This is a genomic window from Paracidovorax oryzae ATCC 19882, assembly GCF_000687165.1.
Lineage (GTDB): Bacteria > Pseudomonadota > Gammaproteobacteria > Burkholderiales > Burkholderiaceae_C > Paracidovorax > Paracidovorax oryzae.
Window position 1 is genome coordinate 26,734 of sequence record NZ_JMKU01000009.1, and the last position, 24,223, is coordinate 50,956.

The following is a 24,223-nucleotide window of genomic DNA, read 5'->3' on the forward strand; positions in this document are numbered from 1 at the left end:
CATGAGCGACAGTCCTCTTCTTTCCGAGCGCCGCGCGCGCCTTTCTCCCGAACAGCAGGCACTGCTGCGCCAGCGGTTGAGCGGCAGGTCCCCCGCCTCCGATGGGGCGGAGTCGTCCTCTGCATCCACCATGGATGTGCTGCCGCGCAGCGGCGTGCCGGAGGGGGCCGAGGCTCCCCTGTCCTGGGCCCAGCAGGGCCAGTGGTTCCTCTGGCGCATGGACCCCGGCAATACGGCCTACCACGTGGGCGGCGGGCTGGATTTCGAAGGCCCGCTGGATGCCGCCGCCCTGCATGCGGCGCTGCAGGCCCTGGTGCGGCGCCACGAGGGCCTGCGCACCGTCTTCGGCGAAGGCGATGACGGCACGCCGTGGCAGCGCGTGGAGCCCGCGCGGGAGGTACCGCTGCCCTGCACCGACGTTTCAGGGTGGGCGCCGGCCGATCGCGATGCCCGGCTGCAGGCGCTGGCGCGCGAGGTGTGCGCGGAGCCCTTCGACCTGCGCCGCGGCCCGATGCTGCGCTGCGCGCTTGCCCGGCTCGGCCCGCGGGAGCACCGGCTGCTGTTCATGATGCACCACATCGCCTCCGATGCCTGGACGGTGGAGCGCATTCTCGACGAGTGGGCGCGGGGCTATGCGGATGCGCTGGAGGGCCGCGCGCCGTCCGGTGCGCCGCCGGCACTGCGCTACGTCGATTTCGCGGTCTGGCAGCGGCAGTGGCTGCAGGGGCCGGAGGCCGCACGGCACAGGGACTATTGGACACGGCAGCTCACGGAGGAAGCGCCCGTGCTGCAGATCGGCCGGGGCGCCGCGGCCCCGTCGCCGCAGGCAGCGCCGGCACCGGAGGCCGTGGCCGTGCAGCACCTGCTGGCCGTGCCCGCCCCGCTGGCCCAGGCGCTGCGCCAGCGCGCCCGTGCCCACGGCACGACGCTGTTCTGCGTGCTGCTGGCGGCCTTCCACGCCGTGCTGTTCCTCCATGCCGGGCACGCCGTGCAGCGCGTGGGCGTGCCCGTGGCGGGACGCAACCGCCCGGAGACGGCCGACGTGGCCGGCGTCTTCATCAACACCGTGGTGATGCAGGCGCGGCCCGCGCCGCAGATGCCGCTCTCCGCCTTGCTGGCGCAGGTGCATGCGACCGCGCTGGAGGCCCGCGAGCACGAGGACCTGCCGTTCGAGCACGTCGCGCAGGTGCTGCGGCCCGAGCGCACACAGGACGGCGGCGGACTCTTCCAGTGCATGTTCAACCACCTGGGCGAGGGCGGCCGGCCCCTGGCGGGCTGGCCGGGGCTGGCCGTGCGGCGCTTCGATCCCGGGCTGCGTGCGGCGCCGTTCGGGCTCACGCTGGAGACCATGGAAGACCCGGACGGCGGGCTGCGGGCCGCGTTCCGGTACGACGCCGCGCGCTTCGGCGCGCAGGACATGGCGGAGATCGCCGGCCACTACGAACGCATGCTGGATGCGCTGGCGCACGACCCCGAGCGCCCCGTCGGCGAGGTCGCCATGCTCGGCGATGCGGAGCGCGCGCGCCTGCAGGCGTGGTCGGCGGACGGGGAGGCCGTGGACATGGATCTGCCCGTGCACCGGATGTTCGAGCGCCAGGCGGCGCTCACCCCCGATGCGCCCGCCCTGGTGGCCGAAGGCCGCGAGTGGACGTATGCGCAGCTCGACGCGCGCACCAGCCGCCTCGCGCACCGGTTGCGCGCCTGCGGCGTGGGCCCGGAGACACTGGTGGGCGTGGCCCTGGCGCGTGGCGCGGACATGGTGGAGGCGCTGCTCGCGGTACTGAGGGCCGGCGGCGCCTACGTGCCCCTCGACCCCGAACTGCCGGCGGATCGCATCGCCTACATGCTCGGCGACTGCGCACCGGCGCTGGTGCTGACCGATGCCGCCCACCGTGCCTGCCTGCCGTCGGAGATGGCGCAGCCGGTGATCCTGCTGCCCCTGGAGGATGCGCCGGGCGAGGGCACCACCCAAGGCGCTCTTCCGCCCGCGGCGCTGCACCCCGAGCACCTGGCCTACGTGATCTACACCTCCGGCTCCACCGGCCGGCCCAAGGGCGCGGCCAACCGCCACGGCGCGCTGTCGAACCGGATCGCGTGGATGCAGCAGGCCTACGGCCTGGGCCCGGGCGACACGGTGCTGCAGAAGACGCCGTTCGGCTTCGACGTGTCGGTGTGGGAATTCTTCTGGCCACTCGCCGTGGGCGCACGCCTGGCGGTGGCCCCCCCGGGCGCGCACCGCGAGCCCGCGCAGCTGCAGGCGCTCATCCAGCGGCATGCGGTGACGACGCTGCACTTCGTGCCCTCGATGCTGCAGGCCCTGCTGGCGCAGCTGGATGCGCACGCCTGCGCCAGCGTGCGGCGCATCGTGTGCAGCGGCGAGGCGCTGCCGGCCGAGGCGCGCCGCCAGGTGCTGGAGCGGTTGCCCGGCGTGGCGCTGTACAACCTCTACGGCCCGACGGAGGCCGCCATCGACGTCACGCACTGGACCTGCCATGTGCAGGAGCGCGGCCCCGTGCCGATCGGCCGGCCCATCGCCGGGCTGCGCACCCATGTGCTCGATGCCGCGATGCAGCCCGTGCCGCCGGGCGCTCCGGGGGAGCTGTTCCTGGGCGGCGCCGGGCTCGCGCGCGGGTATGCCGCCCGGCCGGGCCTCACAGCCGAACGTTTCGTGGCCGATCCGTTCGAGCCGGGCGCGCGGCTCTACCGCACGGGCGATCTCGTGCGCTGGCGCGAGGATGGCGCCCTGGAATACCTGGGGCGGCTGGACCACCAGGTGAAGATCCGCGGCCAGCGCATCGAACTGGGCGAGATCGAGGCGCGACTGCTGGCCTCGCCCGGCGTGCGCGAGGCCGTGGCGGTGGCCGCGTCCACGCCCGCGGGCATGGCGCTGGTGGCGTACTGCAGCCCGCACGCAGGTGCCGCGCTGGACGCCGAAGCGCTGCGCGCGCGGCTCGCCGCGGAACTGCCCGAGGCCATGGTGCCTTCGCAGATCGCGGTGCTGCCGGCGCTGCCGCTGAACGCCAACGGCAAGGTGGACCGCAAGGCGCTGCCCTCGCTGCAGCCTGCTTCCGGGGCGGCCTACACCGCACCGCAGGGCGAGGTGGAGGAGGCGCTGGCGCGCATGTGGTGCGAACTGCTGGCGCTGCCGCGCGCTGGCCGAACCGACCACTTCTTCGCCCAGGGCGGCCATTCCCTGATGGCCATGCAGCTCGTCGCCCGCGTGCGCTCGGGCCTGCAGGCCGAGATTGCGGTGCGGGACGTCTTCCTGCACCCCGTGCTGGCGGACCTGGCGCGGTGCGTGGAAGCCGCGCGCCCGCAGCGCCCCGTGGCGGACGCGCTGTCGCGCCTGGATGCCTTCCTCGACGATATGGAGATTGCCGGATGAGCGATATGGATGCACTTCTTCCCCAGGCCCGGATGGCCCGGCGCTTCATGCGGCTGACCGATGCGCAGCGCCGCGCCGCCTACGCGAAGATGCGCGAAGAGGGGTTGACCATGGGCCAGTTCCCCATCCTGCCGCGCGAGCCGCAGGACGGTGGGACGGAGCCCGGACAGGCCCCTCTGTCGTACGCGCAGATGCGCCAGTGGTTCCTGTGGCAGATGGAGCCGCAGGGCTCGGCCTACCACATCACCGGCGCATTCGCGCTGAGGGGCGCCATCGACGTGCCCGCGCTGGAGGCCGCCTGGCGCGACGTGATCGCGCGGCATGCCGCGCTGCGCACCGTCTTCCGCGCCGATGCCGAAGGCCATCCCTACCAGCAGGAGTTGCACTCCGTGGAGTTCGGCGTGCACCGGATCGACCTGTCGGACCTGCCCGAGCCCGAGCGGTGCGCCCGCGCCGAGGCCGCCGCCCGCGCCTGCTGCGAGACGCCCTTCGACCTGGGCGAGGGGCCGCTGCTGCGGGTCTGGCTGCTGCGCACCGGCGTGGAGGAGCACCGGCTCGTGGTCGCCATGCACCACATCGTGTCCGATGGTTGGTCGCTGCGCGTGCTGGTCGACTCCTTCGCCGAGCGCTACCGCGCCCGCCATGCGGGCGAGGGCGCCCCCGCGGAGCCCGTTGCCGCGCTGCAGTACGCCGACTACGCCCTCTGGCAGCGCCAGTGGATGGAGGCCGGAGAGAAAGAGCGCCAGCTCGCTTACTGGCGCACCCGTCTGGGCGGCGAGCAGCCCGTGCTGCAGCTGCCCGCGGAGCATCCGCGCCGCGCCGACGGCCGCTACCGGGCGGCCATGCATGCGTGGAACCTGCCCGCGGACCGCGTGCGGGCGCTGCGCTCCGCGGCGCAGGCGCGCGGCATCACGCCGTTCATGGCCCTGCTCACGGCCTTCCAGGCGGCCCTGTACCGCTGGAGCGGGCAGCACGACGTGCGCGTGGGCGTGCCGGTGGCCAACCGCGGCCGCGTGGAGACGGAAGGGCTGGTCGGCCTGTTCGTGAACACCCAGGTGCTGCGCCTGCAGGTCGATGGCCGCATGCCGCTCTCCGCCGCGCTGGACGCGGTGCGCGATGCCTCCCTGGAGGCCCAGGCCCACCAGGACCTGCCTTTCGACCAACTGGTCGAGGCGCTGCAGCCCGGCCGCAGCCTGGCCGCGCCGCCGCTGTTCCAGGTGATGTTCAACTACCAGCAGCACGACCACCGCGCGCTGGGCAACCTGCCGGGCCTGGCGCTCGAGCGCTGGGACATCCCGGGCCAGACCGCCCAGTTCGAGCTCATCCTGGGTGCCGTGGAAGACGGGCAGGGCGGTCTGCGGCTGGAGTTCCACTACGCCCGCGAGCTGTTCGCGGCCGGCACGGTGCGCCGCATGGCGGGCCATTACGAAGCCGTGCTCGCGGCCGTGATGCAGGTGCTGGAAGGCACGGGCGACCCGTGCGTGGGCGACGTGCCCCTGCTGGCCGGTGGCGAGGCGCGCCAGCTGCGCGAGTGGGGCGACTGCCCGCGCGCGCAGCCCCATGCCGAGCCCGTGCACCGCCTGTTCGAGCGCATGGCGCGGCGGCAGCCCGATGCAGTGGCAGTGGAGGCCGGGGATGCCGCCTGGAGCTACCGCGCGCTGGACCGCCGGGCCAACCATCTCGCGCACCACCTCGCTGCGCTGGGCGCCGGGCCGGAGCGGCGCATCGGCGTCGCCCTGTCGCGCTCGCCCGAGCTGGTGGCCGCCCTGCTGGCCGTCCTCAAGGCGGGCGCGGCCTTCGTGCCGCTGGACCCGGCCTATCCGGCCGAGCGCCTGGCCCACATGGCGCGCGACAGCGGCATGGCGCTGCTGCTCACCGAAAGCGCGCTGGTAGGACGCATCCCGCTGCCGCCCGGCGTGGCCTGCATCGCCTGCGACGACGAACCCGGCGCCTGCGACACCGGCCCTCATGTGCCCGTGGGCCCGCGCCAGCTGGCCTATGTGATCTACACCTCCGGCTCCACCGGCCTGCCCAAGGGCGTGCTGGTGGAGCACGGCCCCTTCGCGGCCCACTGCGTGGACACCGCCGCCTGCTACGAGATGGGGCCGGGCACGCGCGAGCTGCACTTCCTCTCGTTCGCCTTCGACGGCGCGCACGAGCGGCTGTTCACCGGGCTCACCTGCGGCGCCGCCGTGGTGCTGCGCGACGACACCCTCTGGACCGCCGAAGAGACCCTGGAGGCCCTGCGCGTGCGCGGCATCACGCACGCGGGCTTTCCGCCGGCCTACCTGGGGCAACTGGCCGACTGGGCCGGGCGGGCAGGCGACGATGCGCCTGCGCTGGAGCTGATCTCCTTCGGCGGCGAAGCGATGCCGCGCGAAGGCTTCGACGCCGTGCGCCGCCACCTGCGGCCGCGCCTGCTCATCAACGGCTACGGGCCCACCGAGGCCGTGGTCACGCCCATGCTCTGGAAGGTGGATGCGCTCGCCTCCTTTCCCCAGGCCTACGCGCCCATCGGCCAGCCGATGCCGGGCCGCACCGCCCATGTGCTGGATGCCGACCTGCAGCCCGTGCCGCGCCACGTGCCCGGCGAGCTGTACCTGGGCGGGACGGGCCTGGCGCGCGGCTATGGCGGCCGGCCCGGCCTCACGGCGGAGCGTTTCGTGGCCGACCCCTTCGGCAGCGGCGGGCGCCTCTACCGCACCGGCGACCGGGTGCGCTGGCGCGAGGACGGCCAGCTCGAATACCTGGGCCGCACGGACCACCAGGTGAAGGTGCGGGGCTTCCGCATCGAGCCGGGCGAGATCGAGGCCGCGCTGCGGGCCGCGCCGGGCGTGGGCGAGACCGTGGTCGTGGCGCGCGCGACGGCGCAGGGCACGCGGCTGGTCGCCTACGTGGCGCCGGCGCCGGCAGCCATGCCCGCAACACCGTCTGCACTGGACGAAGGGGCCCTGCGCGCGCACCTGGAGCGCAGCCTGCCGGACTACATGGTGCCGTCGGCCATCGTCGTGCTCGATCGCCTGCCCACGGGCCCCGGCGGCAAGGTGGACCGCAAGGCGCTGCCCGAGCCGCCCGAGGCCGCGGCCTCCCAGGCGGGCGGGGCGCCGCGCGGCGAAGCCGAACAGGCCGTCGGCCGCGTCTGGTGCGAGGTGCTGGGCCGCGCCGGGGTGGGCCGCGACGACAACTTCTTCGAACTGGGCGGCGATTCCATCCTCAGCCTGCAGATCGTGGCCCGGCTGCGGCTGGCCGGCTGGCGCGCCACGCCGCGCCAGCTGTTCGAGCGGCAGACCATCGCCCAATTGGCCGCCGTCATCGAGCGCCTGCCTTCCGGCGAGGCACGGCCCGCCGGCCCGGCACGCGGCGAGGTGCCGCTGCTGCCGTTCCAGCGCGACTTCTTCGCCATGCCGATGCCGGCCCGCCACCACTGGAACCAGGCCGTGCTGCTGCGCAGCCCCGCTCCGTTGCAGGCGCAGGCCCTGCGCGGCGCGCTGCGCGCTGTGGCGGAGCGGCACGATGCGCTGCGCCTGCGCTTCACGCGCCGGCAGGGCGGGGCAGGCGAGGTGTGGACGCAGCGCTACGAGGACACCGCCACGGCCCTGTCCGGATGGGACGACGTGCTGTGGATGCGCGCTGCAGACGGCCCTGCCCAGCTCAGCGCACTGTGCGAACAGGCGCAGTGCAGCCTGGACCTGGAGCGCGGGCCGCTGCTGCGCGCTGTCGCCGTGGCCCTGCCGGGCGGGGATGCGCGGCTGCTGCTTGTCATCCACCACCTCATCGTCGATGGCGTGTCCTGGCGCATCCTGCTGGAGGACCTGCAGCAGGCCTACGCCCGCTGCCTCGCGGGCGCACCGGCCGCCTTGCCGCCGGCCTCCAGCGGCCTCGGTGAATGGGCTGCCGTGCTGCAGCGCTACGGGCAGGACCACGCCGGCGAGCTGGCGCACTGGGCCGCCCTGGCCGGCTGCCCGGCACAGTTGCCCTGCGCGCGGCCCGAAGGCCCGCGCACCGCGGCCCAGCAGCAATCCGTTTCCATCCGCCTGGACCGGCGCACCACCGAGGCCTTCCTCGCGCAGGCGCCCGCCGCCTACCGCACCCAGGCCAACGACCTGCTGCTCACCGCCCTCGCGCGTGCGCTGTGCCGCTGGAGCGGCCACGACCGCGTGCTGGTGGAGATCGAAGGCCATGGCCGCGAAGACCTCGACCCCGCGGTGGACCTGTCGCGCACCGTGGGCTGGTTCACCTCGCTCTATCCCGTGGCGCTGGACGCGCGGGGGCCGCTGGGCGACGCCGTGCGGCGCGTGAAGGAGACTTTGCGTGCCGTGCCCCGCCACGGCGTGGGCCATGGCGCGCTGCGCCACTTCGGCACGCCGGAGCAGCGCCAGGCCCTGCAGGCGCTGCCGCGCGCGCAGGTGGTGTTCAACTACCTCGGCCAGTTCGACGCCCGGCCGCAGGACAGCGCGGGCGGATGGACGCTGGCGCCCGAGCCGGCCGGCCCGTTCGTGGATTCCGGCGCCCCGCTCATGCACGAGTTCACCGTCAACGGCCGCGTGCTCGCGGGCGAACTGTCGATGGACGTGCTGTTCAGCGGCGCGCGCCACGATGCTGCAGCGGTGCGCGGCTGGATGGCGGATTTCGAGCGCGAGCTGCGTGCGCTGATCGACCACTGCGCGCAGGCACCGCAAAGCGCCACGCCTTCCGACTTTCCGCTCGCGGGGCTGGACCAGGCCGGCCTGGACGCACTCGGGCTGGACTGGGCACAGGTGGAAGACCTGTACCCGTTGTCGCCCCTGCAGGCCGGCCTCGTCTTCCAGACCCTGCTGGATCCGGATGCGGCCGCCTACCGCAACCAGCTGCGCATCGACTTCCGCCACCTCGACGCAGGCCGGCTGCACGCCGCCTGGGAAGCCGCCTTCGAGCGCCACGCGGTGCTGCGCAGCGGCGTGCTGGCCGAGGGCACCCGGCCCCTGCAGTGGGTGGCCCGGGCCGGCAGGCTGCCGTGGCGCGAGGTCGATGCGCGCGGTGCGGTGGATGTGCACGCCCGCCTGGACGCGATCGCGCAGGAGGAGCTGGCCGCAGGCTTCCCCGGCATGCAGCCGCCGCTCATCCGCTTCGCGCTGGTGCGCACCGGCGAGCAAGGCCACCACTTCATCTGGACCATGCACCACGTGCTGCTGGACGGCTGGAGCACCTCGCAGCTCATGGCCGAAGTGCTGCGCCACTATGCCGGCGAGCCCGATGCAGCGCCGGCCGGCCGCTACGGCGACTACATCCGCTGGCTCCAGCACCGCGACGCCGAGGCGGACCGCGCCTGGTGGACCGGGGCGCTGGGCGGCGTGGAAGAGCCGACCCTCCTGGCACGGTGCCTGCCACGCCCCGCGCTTCCCGCAACGCCCGCGCCTTCCGCGCGGGAAGAGGGCCCCGCACGGCCCGATGCCGGCCAGGTGCAGGCGTCCTTCACGCAGGAGGAAACCGCGCGCCTGCAGGCCTTCGCGCGGCGCGAGCGCATCACCCTCAACACGCTGGTACAGGCGGCCTGGGCCCTGGTGCTGCAGCGCCATGCCGGCCAGGAAACGGTGGTCTTCGGCACCACCGTCGCAGGCCGCCCGGCGGAGCTGCCGGGCGCCGAGCGCGCGGTGGGCCTGTTCATCAACACGCTGCCCATGGCCTGCACCCCCCGTTCCGGCGCTGCGGTGGGCGACTGGCTGCGGGAACTGCAGGCCCAGGGCCTGCGCATGCGCGAACACGAGCACACGCCGCTCTACGACATCCAGCGGTGGATGGGCACGGATGCCGCCGGGCTCTTCGATACGCTTCTGGTGTTCGAGAACTATCCCGTCGATGGCGCCCTGCACGCACTGCCCGCGGGCCTGGAGGCCGAGGTGGCCGCGCAGCGCGAGGAAACGCACTACCCCGTCACGCTGCTGGCGCTGCTCGAGCCAGTGCTGACGCTGCAGCTGCGGCACGACCCCGGGCGGATCGATGCCGCCGCGGCCGGCATGCTGGCGGACCAGCTGGTGCGCGGGCTGCGCGCGCTGGCGGAGGATGCCGGCCGGGCCCTGGGCTCGCTGGATGTGCTGCCCCCGCCGGATGTCCGCCAGGCCCCGGCCCCCGTGGCGGTGGACGGCTACGACACGATCCACCGCCTGTTCGAGCACCAGGCCCGCCTGCGGCCCGACGCCATCGCGCTGCGCTTCGAGGGCGACGCGCTGACCTACGGCGAGCTCGACCGCCGCGCCAACCGGCTGGCGCACCGGCTGCGCGCCGCGGGCGCGGGGCCGGAAGCCCGCGTCGGCGTCGCGCTCGGCCGGGGACTCGACCTCGTGGTGGCGCTGCTGGCCGTGCTCAAGTCCGGCGCGGCCTATGTCCCGCTGGACCCCGACTACCCCCCGGAACGGATCGCCTACATGGCGGCCGACAGCGGCATGGCCTGCGTGGTCACGCAGGACGGCCTGTGGGATGCCTCGCCGCTGCCCGCGGGCCTGGCCGTGGTGGAACCGCGGTGCGATGCCGGCGCCTGGCCCGAGACACCGCCGGCTGTGGCGGTGCATCCGGACCACCTCGCCTACGTGATCTACACCTCGGGCTCCACCGGGCGGCCCAAGGGCGCGCAGCTGTGCCATCGCCAGGTGGTGCGCCTGCTGCGCGGCACCGACGGCTGGTTCCGCTTCGGCCCCGAAGACGTCTGGACGCTGTTCCACTCCTGCGCCTTCGACTTTTCCGTGTGGGAGCTCTTCGGTGCGCTCTGCACGGGCGGGCAGCTGGTCATCGTCCCGTACTGGGTGAGCCGTTCCCCGCAGGATTTCCTGGCGCTGCTGCGCACACAGCGCGTGACCGTGCTCAACCAGACGCCGTCCGCCTTCGGGCAGCTGGTGGGCCTGCCTGCCACCTACGAACCGCCGCCGGCCGGCATGCCCGGGCTGTCGCTGCGCGTGGTCATCTTCGGCGGGGAGGCGCTCGACCCGCAGCGCCTGCGGCCCTGGATCGCGCATTTCGGTGATGCGCGGCCCGAGCTGGTCAACATGTACGGCATCACGGAGACCACGGTGCACGTCACCTGGCGCCGCATCACCCGGGCCGACCTGCAGCCGCTGCGCAGCCCGGTCGGCACGGCGATTCCCGACCTCGGCCTGTGCGTGCTCGATGCGGACCTGCGGCCCGTGCCGCCCGGGGTACCGGGCGAGCTGTTCGTGAGTGGTGCGGGCCTGGCGCGCGGCTACCTGCGCCAGCCCGCGCTGACCGCGCAGCGCTTCGTCGCGCACCCCTCGCCGGGCACGCCCGGGGAACGCCTCTACCGCACCGGCGACCGCGTGCGCCGGGGCGAGGATGGGGAGCTCGAGTACCTGGGCCGGGTGGACCACCAGGTGAAGGTGCGCGGCTTCCGCATCGAGCTGGGCGAGATCGAAACCAGGCTCCTGGCCCAGCCGGAGGTGCGCGAGGCCGTCGTGGTGGCGGAGCAGGGCCCGGGGGGCGCTCGCCTGGTCGCCCACGTGAGCGCCCAGCCCGGCCTCGTGATCGACGTCGCCCTGCTGCGCGAGCGCCTCTGGGAGTCCCTGCCGGACTACATGGTGCCGGCCGCGGTGCTGGTGTCTGGCGGCCTGCCGCTCACGCCCAACGGCAAGGTGGACCGCCGGGCGCTGCCATCGGCCGCCCAGGCCCTGCCTGGTGCCGGTGCGCCCGGCGAGCCGCCGCGCGACGGCGTGGAGGCGGCCCTGGCCGCGCTGTGGCGCGAGGTGCTGCAGGTCGAGGCCATCGGCCGCCACGACCACTTCTTCGAGCGGGGCGGGCACTCGCTGCTGGCGGTGCAGCTCGTCGCCGCCATCCAGCGGTCCTGGGGGCGCACCGTGGCGCTGCGCACGGTGTTCGAGGTGCCGGTGCTCGCCGACCTCGCCGCGCGCCTCGCGGCCGACGGCGCGGCGCCGCAGGCGGATGGCGCCGCCGCGGCCAGCGATCCGGCCCGGCGCATCGACGCCCTGCTGGGCGAGCTGGAACTCTGAATCACGAACGGGAAAGACGACCATCGCATGACCACCGAAATGCACGAGCTCTCGCGCCGCTTCGCGGCCCTCACCCCTGACAAGCGCCAGGTGTTCCTGGAGCGGCTGCGTGCCAGCGGCATCGGCTTCGAGGCGCTGCCCGTGGTGCCCCGGGCCGCCGCCGGCGAAGCGCCCATGGCCTACGCCCAGCGGCCCCTGTGGCTCGCGTGGCAGCGCGATCCCGCTTCGCCCGCCTACAACCTGGCCGGCCGCATGGCGCTGCCCGGATCGCCGGATGCCGCCGCGGTGCACCGCGCCCTGGCCACGCTGGTGGCGCGCCACGCCGCGCTGCACACCTGCTTCGGCTGCGACGCGCAGGACCAGCCCGTGCAGAGGGAGGACCCGGAGCAGCGCTTCGGCTGGTCGGTGCGCGAATGGAGCATGCCCCGTGCCCAGGCGCACGAGGCCCTGGCCGCACAGGCGCAGGCCTTCGCCATGGAGCCCTTTGACCTGGAGCGCGGCCCCGTCTTCCGCGCCTGCCTGCATCTCTTCCCCGACGGCGCGCCCGAGCTGGTGCTGTGCGTGCACCACATCGCGGCCGACGGGCAGTCCATCGGCCTGCTGCTGTCCGAATTGCGCGCGCTGCTCGCCGCACCGGGTGACGCGGCGCCGAATCCGGCGGCGCCGGGCGCGGCATCGCTGGGCTATGCGGATTACGCCGCCTGGCAGCGCCACTGGATGGAGGCCGGGGAACTGCAGCGCCAGATCGGCCACTGGCGCGAGCGCCTGCGCGACGCGCCGCTCGCGACCGCGCTGCCGCTGGACCGGCCGCGCACCGCGCGGCGCGGCACGCAGGGCGGCATGGTCCATGCGGTGCTGGACGAGTCCGTATCCGCCTCGTTGCGCGCGCTGGGCCGCGCACATGCGGCCTCGCCCTACCTGGTCTGCCTGTCCCTGCTCGGGCTGCTGCTGCACCGCCTGGGCGGCCAGGACGACCTGTGCATCGGCGTGCCCACCACCACGCGCGACCGGCCCGAACTGGCCGGCGTGGTGGGCCATTTCACCAACGTGCTGGTGCTGCGGCTGCAGGCCGACCGGGCCTGGTCCTTTGCGCAGTGGCTGGAGCATGTGCGCGATCGCTTCGTCGAGGCCAAGGCCCACCAGGAAGTGCCGCTGGACATGCTGGTGGACGCGCTCTCGGTGCCGCGCGTGCCCGGCCTGCATCCGCTCTTCCAGGTCAAGTCCACCCAGCAGCAGGCCGCACCGCGCGGGGCGCAGAAGCAGGCCGCGGCGGCCGGAAGCATCTCCGTGGACGAGGTGCATTTCGACCTGAGCGTGGACGTGATGGACGGTGGCGACACCCTCTCGTTCGGCATCGCCTACGCGGCCGACCTGTTCGACCACGACACCATCCTGCGCCTGGCCGACGGGCTGCGCCTGCTGGCGCGGCAGGCGGCCGGTGGCGGCATCCCGGCCATCGGCCAGGCGGCCCTGCCGCCCGTGCCGGATCTGCGCGGCGAAGACACCGCATGGCCCTGCGCCACCGTGCTGGACGCCTTCGCCGCCGCCGCGCGGCGCGATCCCGCGGCCCCGGCCATCGCCGCGGGCGGGCGCACGATCAGCTACGCGGAGCTCGACCGCGCGAGCGCCGCATGGGCGCAGCGCCTGCAGGCCCATGGCATCCGCGCGGAAGACCGCGTGGCCGTGTGCCTGGAGCGCGGCCCGGAGTTCGTGCTGGCCTGGCTCGCGGCGATGCGGGCGGGGGCCGTCTGCGTGCCGCTGGACCCGGCGCTGCCGCCTGCGCGGCGCGACGAGCTGCTGCACGACTGCGGCGCCGCCCTGCTGGTCGGCGATCTCCCGCAGCCCCCGGACGGCGTGCCGCAGTGGCGCGTGGATTTCGGTGCGTCCGGTGCGGCGGCCACCATGCCGCCGCCTTCGGTCCACCCCTCGCACCCCTCGCACCCCTCGCAGGGCGCCTACATGATCTACACCTCCGGCTCCACCGGGCGGCCCAAGGGCGTGGTCGTGCCCCACGGCGCGCTGGCGAACTACGCCCAGGGCGTGCTCCAGCGCCTGGACGTGGGCCCGGGCCGCTGCTTCGCCATGGTCTCCACCGTGGGCGCGGACCTGGGGCACACTGCGCTGTTCGGCGCGCTGTGCTCGGGCGGCTGCCTCTACCTGCCCTCCACGGCCGAGGCGTTCGATCCGGATGCTTTCGCGGCCGGCATGGAGCGCTGCGGCGCCGACGTGCTGAAGATCGTCCCCAGCCACCTGCGCGGCCTGCTGAATGCGCGCCATCCCGCCGCGGCGCTGCCGCGCCATACCCTGGTGCTGGGCGGCGAGACGGCCGACGACGAACTGCTGCGCACCGTGCGCGCGCTGCGCCCGGGCCTGCGCATCCTCAACCACTACGGCCCCACCGAAACCACGGTGGGCGTGCTCACCCATCCCGCCGCGCCGCCGGACGAGGGCCCGCGCGGGTTCACCGCGCTGCCGCTGGGCCGGCCCCTGCCGGGCATCCGGGCCCATGTGCTGGACGCGCGCCTGGAGCCCGTGCAGCCCGGCATGCCCGGCGAGCTGTACCTGGCCGGGCGCGGGCTCGCGCGCGGCTACGCCGGCCGGCCCGGCACCACGGCGGAACGGTTCGTCGCCTCGCCCCTCGAAGCCGGCGAGCGCCTCTACCGCACGGGCGACCGCGTGCGGCTGCGTGGCGACGGCGCGCTGGAGTTCCTTGGTCGCGCGGACGACCAGGTCAAGATCCGCGGATGGCGCGTGGAGCCCGCGGAGGTCGCCCAGCGCCTGCGCGAGTGCACCGGCGTGGCCGATGCGGTGGTGGTCGCGCGGGCCCGCGACACCGATGGCGCGATGGCCCTGCATGCCTACGTGGTGCCCGCCGAGGCCGCTGCGCCCACCGATCCCGGCGCGCTGCCGGCGCAACTGCACGCGCAGCTACAGGCCGCGCTGCCGGCCTGGATGGTGCCGGACCACATCCTGCCCATCGCCGCGCTGCCGCTCACGCCCAACGGCAAGCTCGACCGCCGTGCCCTGCCGCTGCCCGCCGCCGCGCCCGGCGAAGCCGAGCGCGCCGAGGCCCGCAGCGCGCCCCCGCGCGGCCCCCTGGAGGAAGCGATCGCGAAGGTGTGGAGCGAGGTGCTGCGCGTCGATCGTGTCGGCCGCGACGACAACTTCCACGCCCTCGGCGGCGATTCCATCCTGTGCCTCAAGCTGGTCGCCCGCCTGCGCAGGCAGGTGCCGGGCGGCGCGCAGGCGAGCCTGGCCGACGTGATGCAGTCCCCCACGCTCGCGCACCTGGCGCAGCGGCTGCGCGAACGCTTCGAGGGCGCGCACGATGCGGTCTGCCTGCAGGACGGGGGCGACGGCGTGCCGCTCTACTGCCTGCCCGGCATGGTCGTGAACACGCGCGAGTTCCTGCCGCTGGCCGGGGCGCTGCGCGGCGAGCGCACCGTGTACGCCTTCGTGAGCCACGTGTACACGCGGCAGCGCTGGCGCGGATTCGCGGTGGAAGCCCTCGCGGCCGAGTACGCCGACTTCATCGCGGCCACCGCCGCGGGCGGCCGGTGCGCGCTGCTGGGCTGGTCCTCCGGCGGCGACCTGGCCGTCGAGACTGCACGGCGCCTGCAGGGCCGCGTGGAGGTCGCCTTCACCGCGCTGGTGGACGTGCACCGCACGGAGCCCCTGCGCCCCGGCCGCCCGCTGTCCGCGGCGGAGCGCGCGCAGGCGCAGGCCCGGCTGGATGCCTGGCTGTCCGCCTCCACCATGGCCGGCCGGTGGCACGAACTGCTGGAGCGCATGCAGCCCGAAGAACGCGACGGCGTGCTGCAGCAACTGATCGATGCCCGGCAGCCCCTGCCGCTGGATGGCGAGGGTGAGGACTGCCACGAATACCTGCTCTGGACCACGCTCGACAAGCGCGTGCAGGCTTGCCGGCACGCGCCCGCCAGCGACGGGCTGCCGGTCCACCTCTTCCAGGCGGGCCGCTCCGTGGAAGAGGGCGGGGCGCTGCGCGACTGGTCCGCGATCGCGGACGTGCGCGGCGTGCAGGTCGTGGAAGGTGCGGGGCACCTGGACATCATCCGCCAGCCCGCCTTCATCGAGGCCCTGCGCGACGCCCTGCGCGCGGCCGACGGCGCCCCGCACGCCTGAAAGGAAAGCAGGCGCCTGAAGGCGCCTGCCTGCCTTACCAGCGGTACGTGGCCGTGGCCACCACCCGGCGCGGGTCGCCGTAGTAGCAGTTGCCGTACTGGTCGCAGTTGCCGATGTAGGTCTTGTCGCCCAGGTTGCGCACGTTCAGCGCGAAGCTCCAGCGGTCGATGTCGTAGCCGATCATCGCGTCGAACACGGTGAAGGACGGCACCCGGGCCGGTGCCGCGTCCAGGTCGCCGCGGTTGGAGCCGGTGTAGCGCGCGCCCAGGCCCACCTTGATGCGGTTGGCGAACCGGTAGTCCACCCACAGCGCCGCGGCGTTGCGCGACACCGCGGTGAGCGGCTTGCCGATCTCGCGGGCCGTGCTGCTGGCCGTGATCTTCGCCGTGGGCGTGTAGGTGTAGGAGCCCACCACGTTCAGGCGCGGCATCAGTTCGGCCGAGGCTTCCAGCTCCAGGCCGCGCACCTGGATCTCGCCGGTCTGGCGCGGCACGAAGTTGTCGTCCGCGGTCAGGTAGTTCTTGCGGCGCAGGTCGAAGATGGCGGCGCTGTAGCGCTGCTTGCCGCCCTCGGGCTGGTAGCGCACGCCGGCCTCGTACTGGCGGCCCGTCTCCGGCTTGAACGGCTGGCCCGTGGCCGGGTTGCGCATGGCCGTGGGCACGAACGATTCGGTATAGCTCACGTACGGCGCCCACCCGCCTTCGACCAGGTAGGTCAGGCCGGCACGCTTCGTCGCCTTGTTTTCCGACACCCGGGTCTGGCTGCCGTCCAGCCGGCTGTCCGCATCGCTGGTGGCGCGGTCGTAGCGGGCGCCCAGGGTGAGCACCCAGCGGTCGCGCCACTTGATCTGGTCCTGCAGGTACAGGCCCGTCTGCGCGAGCGTGGCGACGCCGTCATACCACGGCGCGGGCAGCTGCACGGCACCGCCATACACGGGGTTGTAGATGTTGAGCGGGCTCGCGGAGCCGCCGCTGTAGCTGACCTGGTCGATGCGGGTGCGCTGGTATTCCAGCCCCGCCAGCACGGTGTGCTGCACGTCGCCCGAGCGCAGGCGCGCCTCCAGCTGGTTGTCGAGGTTCAGCGCATGGATGCGCTCATTGCTGCCCGACACCGTGCGCCGCAGCGTGGAGAAATTCGCCGGATCGCGCGGGTTCGCCGGGTTCACGGTGATGAAATTGCGGCCCTGCACCGCGGTGTAGTCCACCTCGAGCCGGCCGTAGCGCGCGTTCTGCCGCACCGTGAAGGCATCGTTGATGCGGTGCTCGAACAGGTAGCCGATCATCGCGGTGTCCAGGTCGAACCGGTTGTACCCCGGCTCCCCGGCGAACAGGTCGGTCGGGATGGTGGTGCCGATGGCCGTCGGCACCAGCGAGCCCACGGCCGGCCGCGTGCGCGAATACACCCCCGCGCGGGTGCGGCCGAACTGCGACAGCACGGTCAGGCTGGTGTCGCTGGAGGGCTTCCACGTGAAGGCCGGGGCGATGAAGGTGCGGTCGTCCTTCATGTCGCCCGCCGGCAGGTCGGCATCGCGCGTGAGCGCGGTCAGGCGGTAGAGCAGCTTGCCGTCCTCGCCCACCGGGCCGGAGACATCGGCCGCGATCTGGCGGCGCCCGTGGTCGCCGATCTGCACCTGCACCTCGCGCAGCGGCTCGGCCGTCGGGCGCTTGCTCACGGCGTTCACCAGCCCGCCCGGCCCGCTCATGCCGTACAGCACCGACGCCGGGCCGCGCAGCAGCTCGATCCGTTCGGCGCCGTAGCTCTCCACCGGCCAGATGCCCCAGTTGCCGTTGTTGCGCAGCGGCATGCCGTCCAGGTAGAAGCCTGGCGAATAGGCATCGAAGCCGCGCAGCGACATCCAGTCGTAGCGCGAGTCCGCGCCGAAGCGCGTCGGGATCACGCCCGGCGAGTAGCTGAGCGCGTCCTTCACCGTGCGCGCGCCCTGCGCCTCCATCAGGTCCGCCGGGATCACCGAGATGGACTGGGGCGTCTCGATCAGGGGGGTGTCCGTCTTGGTGGCGGTCGCGCTGCGGCGTGCCGTGTAGCCGTTCACCCGGCCCGTGGCGCTCTCCTCGGCGCCGCCGGTCACCGTGACCGTGGGCAGCGTGGTGGAGCCGGCAGGGGCCTCCTGCGCCCCCGCCAGCGGGGTGGACAGCACGGCCGCGGTGCCGAAGGCTGCGGTGATGGAAGCGTGCAGCAGGCGCTGCCGCGCAGGCCTCGCGGCGGAAACATGGCGCATCGGAAAACCCCCTTCAGGAATGGAATAGGTGCAAAAGTGCGGAATGCATACGAATTGTAATGAGAATGTTTCTTATTAACCAGCCGAGAGTTACGTTTTTTCCGTGACTGCTCAGGTCCGCGGCAGCCACAGCCCGTCGTAGAAGTAGTGCTCGCGCAGCAGCATCACCAGCTGCGCGCGCTTGTGCGGCAGGTCGAACTCCTTGACCTTCGCGTAGCCGGACTTGTCGAGGTTGCGTATCTGCTGGTGGTGGTCGATGCGCGGCTCGCCCAGGATGCGCTGCGTGCGCGCATCGCACAGGAACAGGTAGTGCGAGATCGAGGTGAGCCACGCGGTGGCGAAAGCCTTGCCCCGGAACGCCGGCTCCCCGACCAGCACATGCCAGCCGCGGTCGTAGTCGTGCGCGTCGTAGAACGGCGCGATGCGGCTTTCCTTGGTCCAGTACGCCTCGAAATACGCGAACGCCTCGCCATCCAGGCTGGCGATCATCGAATGCATGTGCGGATCGCGGGCGATCCCCTCCAGGTAGGCCCGGTGCTTCTGCAGGTCGCCTTCCTCCTCCCAGATCACCGCCACGTCGGGGTCGTTCATCCAGCGGTTGAAGCGCGGCAGGTCCCCGTCGATGTCCAGGCTGCGGAAGGTGAACGTGCGCCCCAGCCACGGGATGTAGCGCTGGTAGAGCAGCCCGTGCGGCTTCGGCGCGCGGCGCGGGTGGTAGCGGCCCTCCGTCAGCGCGAAACGCTGCGCCATCGGCGGGGGCACCACGGGCCGCCAGAGCCCGGGCTGCTGCCACAGCGTGTCCCGGCAGGCGCGCCAGTTGCCGTCCGCCGCCGGCAGCACCACGCCGGCCTCCGCCAGCGCGGCCAGGGCCTGCGGGTCAACATGCTGCATCGCGATGTCGCGCCGTTCCGGATGGGCGGCAAAGGCGCCATCCAGCGCCGCGAGCAGGTGCGTTGCCGGCGCCGGCCGGCCACCCTCCGCTGCGGGCCCGAGCGCGAGATCGCCGCCGTGCCCGGACAGTGTCCAGTGCGAGGGCGGGTCCGCCGGCCCGCCCTCCACCTGAAGCGAGGCGCCATCGATGCGCACCGCATGCGCCTGCCCGCCTGCGTACGACAGGAATGGCCGGCCGGCGGTGGCCCCGGCCGGAACACCCGCAGGGGTGGAGGAGGGCGCGGCTGACGGGGAGGAGGAAGCGATGGGGGAAGCGCTGGATGATGCGCTCGGGGTATGGGGCGTGGCGAATTTCACGGTCTGTCTCCTGGTCGTCCTCAAGGGTTGAATGGCGAAGCGGGCCGCGGTGCGCCCGACAGGTGCGGGGCCAGCAGCAGCAGGCCCTGGTGGAGCGCGGGGAACAGGCTGCGGTGGAAGTTGTTCCAGCGCAGTTCCAGGATCGTGTCGGCCGGGTCGATCGGCGTGCCCAGCACGTCGTGGATGACCTCGCCCGAGTCGATCCCGTCATCGACGTAGTGCAGCGACGCGCCGGTCCGCAGGATCGGCGTGGCCGGTTCCGTCGCCATGCGCTGCCAGTCGGTCACGCGCTCGCCGCGGGCTCCGTGCAGGGCGTCCAGCGTGGCATGCGCGCCGCGGCGCCGGTAGGGCGACTCCAGCCGGGTGATGCCCGGGTGGATGTTCACGATGCGGCGGTGGAACGGCGCACCGGGCTGCACCAGCGCATCCAGGATGACCAGCAGGCCGTCGAGCACCACGATGTCGGCCTGCAGCGATTCGAGCGTGCGCTGCAGCGCGGCCTCGAAGGCCTGCTTGCCGGCCGCGCGGCCCGGATCGGCCAGGGGCAGGCGGCGGTACTCCGACGGCACGGGCCGCAGCAGGTCGCGCAGCTTGCGGTCCTGCGTGGCGAGCTCGTGCGGAAAGATCCAGCGCTCGCCCGGCGTGCATGCGAAACCGTAGCCGTTCAGCGCCGCGCGGTCTCGCGGCGATTGCGGGTCGTCGTCGAACACGATGCCCTCCAGGGAATAGGCCTCCCCGAGCGGCGTGGTGTCGAGCGCGTGCGCCAGGTATTCGAGCGGGGAGGGCATGTAGCGCCGCCCGCCGCGGTAGTCGATGAACTGGCCGGCCTGGTCGGCGGCCGCGTTGCGCAGGGACAGTATGTAGACGAGCTTGGCCTGTGGCATGGAAGGGCAGGGGTTGGAGGTCGGAACGTTCTGGAAAAAATGAGTGGATCGCGCAGCGCCGCGGTGGTGTGCCTGCGGGCCGCTTCAGCCCGGGCCCGCCGGCTGCGCCGCGTCCGGTGCATCGGCACAGGCATCCGGCCTGCGCCCGGCAGGCGGTGCGCGGTGCCGCGGGTCCAGCGGGCAGCGGCCGCAATAGCCTTCACCCGGCAGGCGGTAGTACAGGCAGCACTCGCGGTGCAGCGCCACGGATTCGGTGCCCTGCGCGGTGGCCATCGCCACCACGCGGCGCGGGCGGCACAGCGGATTGGCGCGCGGCCCGCCGGCATCGGGCCATAGGGGCGCCTGCAGCAGGTCGGCGGCATCCTGCGCGATGGCGGGCTGCTGCGGCGCGAGCCGCACCGCCTGCTCCAGCACCGCTTCCAGGTGCCGCGCCGCATTGCTCCACAGCACCTTCTGCGGCACGCGCGCCACCTGCTCCAGGGCCGCGAACAGCGGTGCCCAGTGCTGCCAGACCAGCGGCGCATAGCGCTGCGCGGCGGGGGCGCCCGGCAGCGCCGTGCCGGTGCCGCCCAGGTGGATGCCGCGCACCCGCCCGTCCGCGGCCAGGTCCAGGTGCAGCCCCTCCAGCCCCACGGGAAACACATGCCCCAGCACGCTCGCGGCGGCGGCCACCGGCGGCACCAGCACGCCCAGAGTGTCGAGCACCCAGGCCGAGGCGGCCGCGCGCAGGTCCTTCGCCGCCGGCCCCTGCAGCCCCCACACCGCGGCGGCGTACCGGCGCAGCAGGTCTTGCAGCTGCGCGGGCTCGAGCAGCCGCGCACCCGGCCACGCACCCCCGGGCGCAGGCCCGGCATGCAGCCGCTGCGCGAGCGGCGCGAGCGCGCCGGGAAAAAGCGGCCGCAGCAAATCGATCATGGCGCGCGGCGCACGGGCAGTGAGAGGGGCGCGAAGGCGCAGTGCATTCCAAGGTGACGATCCAGCGCGCCGCTTGTTCATCCGCCATCGGTGCAGCAGCGTTGGGCACCCCTCGCGCATGAACATCCCCGCGCCCGCAGCGTCTTTGGAGCAGGCGTCCCGCCTTGCAACCAGCCCTCGACGGGCGGAAAGAGATCTTGCGCATGACTGCAGCCCCCGCTCCGCGTGCCCCGGCTTCCGAGGTGGCGCGGCTCCTCCGGCCCTTCCTTCCGTGGATCGCAATGTCCACGGTATGCGGCCTCGCCGCCGGCATCGCCACCGTGCTGCTGCTGCGCACGGTCAACGACGTGCTGCACAGCGAAGGCGGCATGTCCGGCGGCATGCTGTGGACCTTCGTGGCCCTGTGCGCCGCCGCGCTCTTCGGGCGCCTGGTGGCCGACGTGTCCACCAACTACGTCGGCCAGAAACTGGTGGCGCAGGTGCGCGTCGGCCTGGCCCGGAAAATCCTCTCGGCCCCCATCGACGCGCTGGAGCGCTACCGCACCCACCGCCTGATGCCCGTGCTGTCGCAGGACGTGGACATGATCAGCGACGCGGCCTTCGTGCTGTCGTCCGCGCTCATCGCCTCGGCCGTGATGCTGGGCTGCCTCGTGTACATGGCCTGGTTGTCCCTGCCGCTCTTCGGGCTGGTGGTGCTGGCGCTGGCCATCGGCGCCAGCCTGCAGGTGGTGGCCCAGACGCGGGCCGAGAAAGGCTTCTGGAAGGCCCGCGAGCACGAAGACAGCCTCCACAAGGCCTACCGCGCCATCAGCGAAGGCGCCAAGGAACTGCGCATGCACCGCGAGCGCCGCGCCCGCATGCTGGATGGGCAGGTCGAGCGCATCGTGGCCCGGATCCGCGAGGTCAACGGCCGCGCCATCAACACCTACGTCACCGCCACCGCCTTCGGCTCCGCGCTGTTCTTCCTGCTCATCGCCATGATCCTCGGCTGGGCCGCCTTCCAGCCCACCGAACCGGCGGTGCTCAGCGGCTTCGCGCTGGTGCTGCTCTTCCTCAAGGGCCCCATCGACCAGATCGCCGCCACGCTGCCCCACATGGGCCGCGCCAAGGTGGCCTTCCTGCGCATCGCCGACCTGTCGGCGCGCTTCGCCACGCCGGAGCCCCACCTGCACCAGGACCGCCCCGCGCCCGCCCCCGTGCTGCACGAAGGCATCTCGCTGCAGGGCGTGCGCTACGCCTTCGAGCCGCCCGCCGACGGCGGCGAGCCGTTCGCGCTCGGCCCCGTGGACCTGGAGCTGCGCCGCGGCGAAATGGTCTTCATCGTGGGCGACAACGGCTCGGGCAAGACCACCCTCATCAAGCTGCTGCTGGGCCTGTATGCCCCGCAGGACGGCGAGGTGCTGATCGACGGCGTGGCCGTCACCGCCGAGTCGCGCGACGACTACCGCCAGCTCTTCACCACCGTGCTCTCGGACTTCTACCTCTTCGAGGACCTGGCCGGCGCAGGCGAGGGCGGCGCGGGCATGGCGGCCCTGCCCGAGGCCGCGCGCCCCTACCTGGAGCGCCTGGAAATCGCCCACAAGGTGAGCATCCGGGACGGCGCCTTCAGCACCGTGGACCTCTCCACCGGCCAGCGCAAGCGCCTCGCGCTGGTGCATGCCTACCTCGAAGGCCGCCCGGTCATGGTGTTCGACGAGTGGGCCGCGGACCAGGACCCGGCCTTCCGCCACCTCTTCTACACCGAGCTGCTGCCCGAGTTGCGCGCCAAGGGGCACCTGCTGGTCGTGATCTCCCACGACGACCGCTACTTCCACCTGGCCGACCGCGTCGTCCACATGAGCGCGGGCCGCATCGCCGACAACCGCGTGCGCGCCGGCCGCGAAACCCTGGCCGCCTGACCGTCCGAATCCCGGTGCGGCCGCGAGCCGGCCGGCCCGTCCCTTTTTCAAAGGAGTTGTCATCCCATGCAGCACATCCATGACCTGATCGGTATCGGCTTCGGCCCCTCCAACGTGGGGCTGGCCATCGCGCTCGAAGAGCACCGCGGCACCCACGGCCGCGCGCCCCAGGCCTTCTTCATCGAGCGCCAGCCGGCCTTCGCGTGGCATCCGCACATGCTGCTGGACCACGCGCACATGCAGATTTCCTTCCTCAAGGACCTCGCCACGCTGCGCAATCCGCAAAGCCGCTTCACCTTCCTCAACTACCTGCACGAGCAGGGCCGGCTGCAGGACTTCATCAACCTCAAGAGCTTCTACCCCAGCCGCCACGAGTTCAACGACTACCTGGGCTGGGCCGCGCGCCAGTTCGAGGGCCAGTGCGCCTACGGCGAAGAGGTGTTCGAGGTCCTGCCGGAGCCCGGCCCGGACGGCACCGTCGAACAACTGCGCGTGCGCTCGCGCAACGCGGCCGGCCGCGTGCAGGAGCGCCTGGCACGCAACCTCATCGTCGGCGTGGGCGGCACCGCGCGCATTCCGGAAGTGTTCCGGGGTCTGCAGGGCGACCCGCGCGTCTTCCACTCGAGCACCTACCTGCGCGACATCGCCCGCCAGGGTGCGGCGCGCAGCATCGCCCTGATCGGGGCCGGCCAGAGCGCCGCGGAAATCTTCATGGACCTGCAGGGCCGCGCCCATGCGCCCGAGGTGGACTGGGCGATGCGCGCCCGCGCCATCCGCCCCTCCGACGACAGCCCCTTCGTCAACGAAATCTTCAACGCCGACTTCACCGACTACATGTTCGGCCGCTCTGGCCCGGAGCGCGAATCGCTGCTGCGCGAATACGCCCACACCAACTACGCCGTGGCCGACCTGGAGCTGATCCAGCAGGTCTTCAAGACCTTCTACGAGCAGCGCGTGACCGGCGGCCGGCGCCTGCGCATGCTGCGCCAGCACGAAGTGCGCGCCGCCCGTGCCGATGCCTCCGGCGTCTATTTCACCTTCCACGACCGCGAATCGGGCGAGGACAGCACCGTGCGCTACGACGCCGCCGTGCTGGCCACCGGCTACGAACGCGCCGCCCACCGCGACGTGCTCGCGCCGCTGGCCCCCTACCTGGGCGACTTCACTGTCGATCGTCACTACCGCGTGCAGGCGGCCCCGGGCTTCCGGCCCGCGATCTTCCTGCAGGGCGCCTGCGAATCCAGCCACGGCCTGAGCGACACGCTGCTGTCCGTCACCGCCGTGCGCACCGGAGAAATCGGCCAGGTCCTCGCCGCCGCGCTGCCCCCGGCCCGGGAACCGCTGCGCACGCGCGGCCCGGACGCCCCGGCACGCGGCAGCGCAGGGGACGCCGAGCGGGAGACGCAGCACCTGCACGTGGCCTGAGGGCGCCGGGGCCATGCCCGCAGCGGCCATGCCCGGCACCGGCAGGGCAGGGCCGCGGCGCCTGCCCCCGCCATGCGGACAATCCGGGCCATGCCGCC

9 protein-coding genes are annotated in these 24,223 nt (G+C 73.3%); 5 read left to right on the forward strand and 4 right to left on the reverse strand.

Features of this window, described 5'->3' with window-relative positions:
- The first annotated feature begins 1 nt into the window (after window position 1).
- From T336_RS0108730 to T336_RS0108740, 3 genes are read left to right on the forward strand one after another with little or no spacing between them, the layout of a single operon-like run.
- On the forward strand, window positions 2-3,385 hold the full coding sequence (locus T336_RS0108730; protein ID WP_026432251.1) for a non-ribosomal peptide synthetase: 3,384 nt from the start codon (window positions 2-4) through the stop codon (window positions 3,383-3,385).
- Window positions 3,382-11,376, forward strand: a complete 7,995-nt coding sequence (locus T336_RS0108735) for a non-ribosomal peptide synthetase (protein ID WP_156957819.1) — start codon at window positions 3,382-3,384, stop codon at window positions 11,374-11,376. The genes T336_RS0108730 and T336_RS0108735 overlap by 4 nt, the downstream gene beginning before the upstream one ends.
- A 27-nt stretch (window positions 11,377-11,403) precedes the next feature.
- Window positions 11,404-15,519, forward strand: a complete 4,116-nt coding sequence (locus T336_RS0108740; protein ID WP_026432253.1) for a non-ribosomal peptide synthetase — start codon at window positions 11,404-11,406, stop codon at window positions 15,517-15,519.
- A gap of 34 nt (window positions 15,520-15,553) precedes the next feature.
- Here T336_RS0108740 and T336_RS0108745 read toward each other — a convergent pair whose 3' ends face one another.
- From T336_RS0108745 to fhuF, 4 genes are all read right to left on the reverse strand, one after another.
- Window positions 15,554-17,755, reverse strand: coding sequence for a TonB-dependent siderophore receptor (locus tag T336_RS0108745; RefSeq protein ID WP_026432254.1), 2,202 nt, complete (start codon window positions 17,753-17,755; stop codon window positions 15,554-15,556).
- A gap of 111 nt (window positions 17,756-17,866) precedes the next feature.
- Window positions 17,867-19,003 (reverse strand): GNAT family N-acetyltransferase, encoded by a 1,137-nt coding sequence (locus T336_RS0108750; protein WP_026432255.1) that lies wholly within the window; start codon window positions 19,001-19,003, stop codon window positions 17,867-17,869.
- A 20-nt stretch (window positions 19,004-19,023) separates the two neighbouring features.
- On the reverse strand, window positions 19,024-19,887 hold the full coding sequence (locus T336_RS0108755) for a formyltransferase family protein (RefSeq protein WP_026432256.1): 864 nt from the start codon (window positions 19,885-19,887) through the stop codon (window positions 19,024-19,026).
- Between the two features lie 84 nt (window positions 19,888-19,971).
- Window positions 19,972-20,802 (reverse strand): siderophore-iron reductase FhuF, encoded by an 831-nt coding sequence (fhuF, locus tag T336_RS0108760; protein ID WP_026432257.1) that lies wholly within the window; start codon window positions 20,800-20,802, stop codon window positions 19,972-19,974.
- Between the two features lie 203 nt (window positions 20,803-21,005).
- On the opposite strand from fhuF, the gene T336_RS0108765 reads away from it, so the two are divergent.
- A complete protein-coding gene (locus T336_RS0108765; protein ID WP_026432258.1) occupies window positions 21,006-22,700 on the forward strand; it encodes a cyclic peptide export ABC transporter in 1,695 nt (564 codons plus the stop codon).
- Window positions 22,701-22,766: 66 nt separating this feature from the next.
- Window positions 22,767-24,125 (forward strand): lysine N(6)-hydroxylase/L-ornithine N(5)-oxygenase family protein, encoded by a 1,359-nt coding sequence (locus T336_RS0108770; RefSeq protein WP_026432259.1) that lies wholly within the window; start codon window positions 22,767-22,769, stop codon window positions 24,123-24,125.
- The last annotated feature ends 98 nt before the right edge of the window (window positions 24,126-24,223 follow it).